Source organism: Devosia sp. (genome assembly GCF_017307565.1).
GTDB lineage: Bacteria > Pseudomonadota > Alphaproteobacteria > Rhizobiales > Devosiaceae > Devosia.
Genome location: NZ_JAFKHD010000036.1, coordinates 1 through 4,804, shown reverse-complemented (window position 1 = coordinate 4,804; position 4,804 = coordinate 1). Strand labels below are relative to the sequence as shown.

Genomic DNA, 4,804 nt, shown 5'->3' with positions numbered 1-4,804 from the left:
GCTCGAAATCGAAGATCTCTCGTTTTTCTCCGACCGCGACCGGCTTCGGCTCAGAGACGCGGCGATGCGCACCGCCCGCATTGGCGACGAATTGCAGGCTCTCTCCGAGCGTGCTGTGCTGGTGCACGAAGAGATCATCGACGACCGCGATGAGGTCCGCCGGGGACACCGGCGCATGCGCAGCCTGTTCCCATTTGGTCAGGCCCAGAAAATCCAGAATATTGAGTTCGGACGCGATGATGACGCGTCCTTCTTCGATCCAGACGGTCAGGAACTGGCGCCCCACATCATGCGGAGCGGCGCCCGGACGCACCACGCGCAGCATGACCAGAGCACGGTCATCCATGACCGTACACCGCGCCCGCGAGGTGGGCGCGGTCAGAAGGCCGGAATTGAACTCGCCCAGCTCTCCCTTGAGCCAGAGCTTGAATTCCGGGCCCTTGGAGTTGCCGACGATCAGCTTGAAGCCGTGAGGCGGAATGACGTGCGGCGGGTCAGTCGGCTCGCACCGCTTCATGCCGCCTTTGCCATCGAAAATCAGAACGGCGCCGATGCCCACGAGACCATTGTGCAGGGCACGGTCACTGGTGTGCTTCGGCGCGCCATCCATGATTTCAGCTCAGGCGCTTCAGGGCTTCGAGGATCTTCTCGCGGCGATCAATCGCGGCTTCCCGGCGAGCCTTCTGCTCCTCGATCACCTCTTCCGGCGCCTTGGCGACGAACTGGTCGTTGCCGAGCTTCTTGTCGATGCCGGTGACTTCGTCGTCGAGCTTGCCCACTTCCTTCTGCAGACGGGTCTTTTCCGCTGCGATGTCGATGACGCCCGCCAGCGGCAGCGCAAAGGTCGCATCGCCGACCACGAACTGCGCCGACTCGCCCGGAACCTGGTTCTGCGGCGAAATCTCTTCTAGACGCGCCAGGCGGGTGATCAGCGAGGTGCCTGCCACAAGACGGGCCAGGGTCTGTTCGCCTGCCCCGGTCACGACCAGCTGCAGCTTCGCACTCGCCGGAACGTTCATTTCGGCGCGCACGGAACGGATGTTGGAGATCACGTCCACGAGCCAGGCCAGCTCGGCGTCTGCATCGGCGTCTTCGAGGCCTTCGTGGCTCGGCCATTCGGTCAGGATCAGCAGGTTTTCGCGCTTCGGACCGAACTTGCCGGTTTCTTCCCACAGCTCTTCCGTCACGAAGGGCATCATCGGGTGCAGCATGATCAGGATCTGATCGAGTGCCCAGGCGGCAGTCGCGCGCGTCTCGGCCTTGGCCGCTTCGTCGTCGCCATTGAAGACCGGCTTGGCGAATTCTACGTACCAGTCGCAGAAGGTGCCCCAGACGAAGTCATAGGCATTGTTGGCGGCTTCGTTGAACTTGTAGTCCTCGATGCCCTGACGCACCGAAGCGAGAGCCCGCACGGTTGCGCCGACGATCCAGCGATTGAGCGCAAGCTTGTTGGCCTTGGGCTCAAAACCTTCGACACGGCGGCATTCGTTCATCTCGAGGAAGCGCGCGGCGTTCCAGATCTTGGTAACGAAGTTGCGATAGCCTTCGACGCGCGAGATCGCCAGCTTCAGGTCACGCCCCTGGGCGGCCATGGCGGCGAGCGTGAAGCGCGTTGCGTCAGCGCCATACTCGTCGACGAGCTTGAGGGGATCGATCACGTTCCCCTTGGTCTTGCTCATCTTCTGGCCCTTTTCGTCGCGGACCAGAGCGTGCATGTAGACGGTGTGGAACGGCTCTTCCTCGAGGAATTCCAGGCCCATCATCATCATGCGGGCGACCCAGAAGAAGATGATGTCAAAGCCGGTGACCAGCACCTGCGTCGGATAATAGCGTGCCAGTTCCGGCGTCTCGTCCGGCCAGCCCAGGGTCGAAAACGGCCAGAGAGCGGAGGAGAACCAGGTGTCGAGAACGTCAGGGTCACGTTGCAGTTCTACGGCCTTGCCGTAGTGCTTGGTCGCAGCTTCCTGGGCCTCGGCTTCGCTGTAGGCGACGAAAGCCTCATTGTCCGGGCCATACCAGGCCGGAATCTGGTGCCCCCACCAGAGCTGGCGCGAGATGCACCACGGCTTGATGTTTTCGAGCCAGGCGAAATAGGTGTTTTCGTACTGCTGCGGCACAAACTTGGTGCGGCCTTCACGCACCGAGGCCAGCGCTGGCTGGGCCAGCACGTCGGCCTTCACCCACCACTGGTCGGTCAGGAAGGGCTCGATGACGACGAGCTTCGATTTCTCATCATGCGGCACCATGATCTTCTTGTCTTCGATATGATCAAGACCGCGGATCGGGTTTTCCGCGCCCAGTGCCGTGAGATCCGCAACGATCACCTGGCGCGCTTCGAAGCGATCGAGGCCGCGATACTTTGCCGGGATGAAATCGGCATCGATGATCGCGCCGCGTGTGGTGAACACGTTGATCGGCTCGACGCCGGCGCGCATGCCGACTTCGAAGTCGTTGAAATCATGCGCAGGCGTAATCTTCACCGCGCCGGTGCCGAGGGCCGGGTCAGCATATTCATCGGCAACGATCGGAATGCGGCGGCCGACCAGCGGCAGCTCGATGAACTTGCCCACGAGCGGCTGATAACGCTCGTCTTCCGGGTGCACAGCGACGGCAACGTCGCCCAGCATGGTTTCAGGGCGCGTCGTAGCCACTATGATGTAGTCGCGCGTTTCGTGGCCGGTGACGTTCCCTTCCTCGTCCTTGACAGGGAACTGATAGGTTACGCCATCGGCCAGCGGATAGCGCAGGTGCCACATGTGGCCCTTGATTTCGATGTTTTCGACTTCGAGGTCAGAGATCGCGGTCTCAAGGCCCGGATGCCAGTTCACCAGGCGCTTGGCGCGATAGATCAGGTCGCGCTTGTGCAGCTCGACGAAAACCTTGGTGACGGCGCGGACCATCTGGTCGTCGGCCTGGCCACGCTCGCCCATGGTGAAGCGCTCGCGCGAGAAATCGGCCGAAGCGCCGAGGCGCTTGAGCTGATTCATGATGGTGCCGCCGCTTTCGGACTTCCATTCCCAGACGCGATCGATGAAGGCGTCGCGCCCCATAGAGCGACGGTCCATCTGCTTTTCGGCGAGCTGGCGCTCGACGATCATCTGCGTCGCGATGCCGGCGTGGTCGGTGCCCGGCTGCCAGAGGACGTCCTTCTTCAACATACGGTTGAAGCGGATGAGAATGTCCTGGATCGTGTTGTTCAGCGCGTGGCCGATATGCAGCGACCCGGTCACGTTCGGGGGCGGAATGACGATGGTGAACGTCTCCGCGCCCGGCTTGGCGCCCGCACCCGCAGCAAATGCCTTCGCGTCGAGCCAGGCATCATAGATGCGGCTTTCCACGGCAGCGGGTTCGTAGGTCTTTTCAAGCATGGGTCACTCGCAACAAGATTGACCCGCCAAGCAGAACATGGCGGGCCCAAAAGGGGTTGGCAACTTCAAGCAAAAGCGCGCGGCAGGGTCAACTGCGATGGGGCAGGAAAAGCACCCTGCCCCGACCTGAAGGTCACTCGCCGCGTGCGACGCGGGCGATTTCTTTCTCGACCATACGTTCGACGACGGACGGCAGGTTTTCATCCAGCCATTCCTTGAGCATCGGACGCAGCATCTCGCGCACCATTGCCTCGATGGTCAGGTTGGCATTGCCGAGCGAGGGAGAGGCCAGTACGCCGATGCCGGCAGCGCCAAGCTTGCCGATGGAGTCGCGAACCGCAGCCTTGGTCGTGGTTTCGAGCAGGCCTTCAGCAATATCGGCGCTCAGGGTCGCGTCGGGCATGGGCGAAGCCGACGCCAGCGAGGGGCGCGCATAGGTTGTCGTTTCGGATTCGATCTCGGTCACGGAGCGATCTTCATCGATACTAACAGCAGAAAGCACGGGAGCGGCCTCAACTTCTGGTTCGGGCGTAAATTCGGGTTCGGCAACAAACTCAGGCAACTCGGCAACGGCCGGCGCCGGATCAAAGCTCGGGAGTTCAACAGCGTTTGCTGCTGGCTCCGCAGGCGCAAAGCCGATGTCGTCGGGCACGACCAGCGTCGCAGCTTCTTCTTCGTCAGCCTCGGCCGTTTCGGCCTGGGCATCGGCAAGCAGAGCCTCAAAGCCCATATCCGCGGCAGCTTCGCTTTCAGGCACGATCTGAGCCGAAGACAGGGCCAGCGTCTCGTCCTCGTGATCGAGGCTCACGGCAGGCGCTGCTTCCATGGGGTCAGCGGCAACCTGAAGAGACGGACGGCGGGGTGCGGCGCTCTCGTCATCATCGGCAATGATCTGCCGGATGGAGGACAAGATCTCATCCATGGACGGTTCTTTGGCGGCCGGCTTGTTCATAAGTGCCTCTTAAACTCGTGCGCGACGCTCGAGAGGGCCTCCGCAAGTCGCCCAACCCGATTCGTTACCGACAGCTTAACCGCTTCCGGCCGATATAGGAATCGGTGCGTGGACGTGCCAAGCAACTTCCACAAAAAGTTGTGGCCGGGAGCGACCCGGCCACAATAACTGGTTCGATGTCAGAGCTTTACTCTGCGACGGTGCGCAGTTCCTGCCAAACATCCTCGACAGCCTGCGTATAGTTGACCGCCGACTTCACTTCGACCGGCAGGCCGAGGCTGGAAGCCGTCAGGCGGCCCATGGCTGAAAGCAACGAGAAGGTCGCGACGACCTTGGAAGTCTGGGCGTTGATCAGCCCTTCGCGCGCGCTGGTCAGTTCGGCCTGCGAATTGAGCACGTCGAGCGTGGTGCTGGTACCAAGGTCACGCTCCTGGATCGTGCCCTCCAGAACGGTCGTACCGGCCTGAACGGCGGCCTGAGCGGC

The 4,804-nt window shown here is 61.9% G+C and carries 4 protein-coding genes; all 4 read right to left on the bottom strand.

Annotated elements, in window-relative coordinates; translation table 11 throughout:
- Positions 1-610: hypothetical protein (locus J0I64_RS00585; protein WP_291405420.1), on the bottom strand; the 610-nt coding region annotated here is incomplete at its 3' end.
- Positions 611-614: 4 nt separating this feature from the next.
- A complete protein-coding gene (locus J0I64_RS00580) occupies positions 615-3,368 on the bottom strand; it encodes a valine--tRNA ligase (RefSeq protein ID WP_291405418.1) in 2,754 nt (917 codons plus the stop codon).
- A 133-nt stretch (positions 3,369-3,501) separates the two neighbouring features.
- Positions 3,502-4,320 carry a DUF2497 domain-containing protein gene (locus tag J0I64_RS00575; RefSeq protein ID WP_291405416.1) on the bottom strand — a complete coding sequence of 273 codons (819 nt, stop codon included), beginning with the start codon at positions 4,318-4,320 and terminating at the stop codon, positions 3,502-3,504.
- Between the two features lie 187 nt (positions 4,321-4,507).
- On the bottom strand, positions 4,508-4,804 hold a 297-nt coding region (locus J0I64_RS00570; protein WP_291405414.1), incomplete at its 5' end, for a TolC family protein.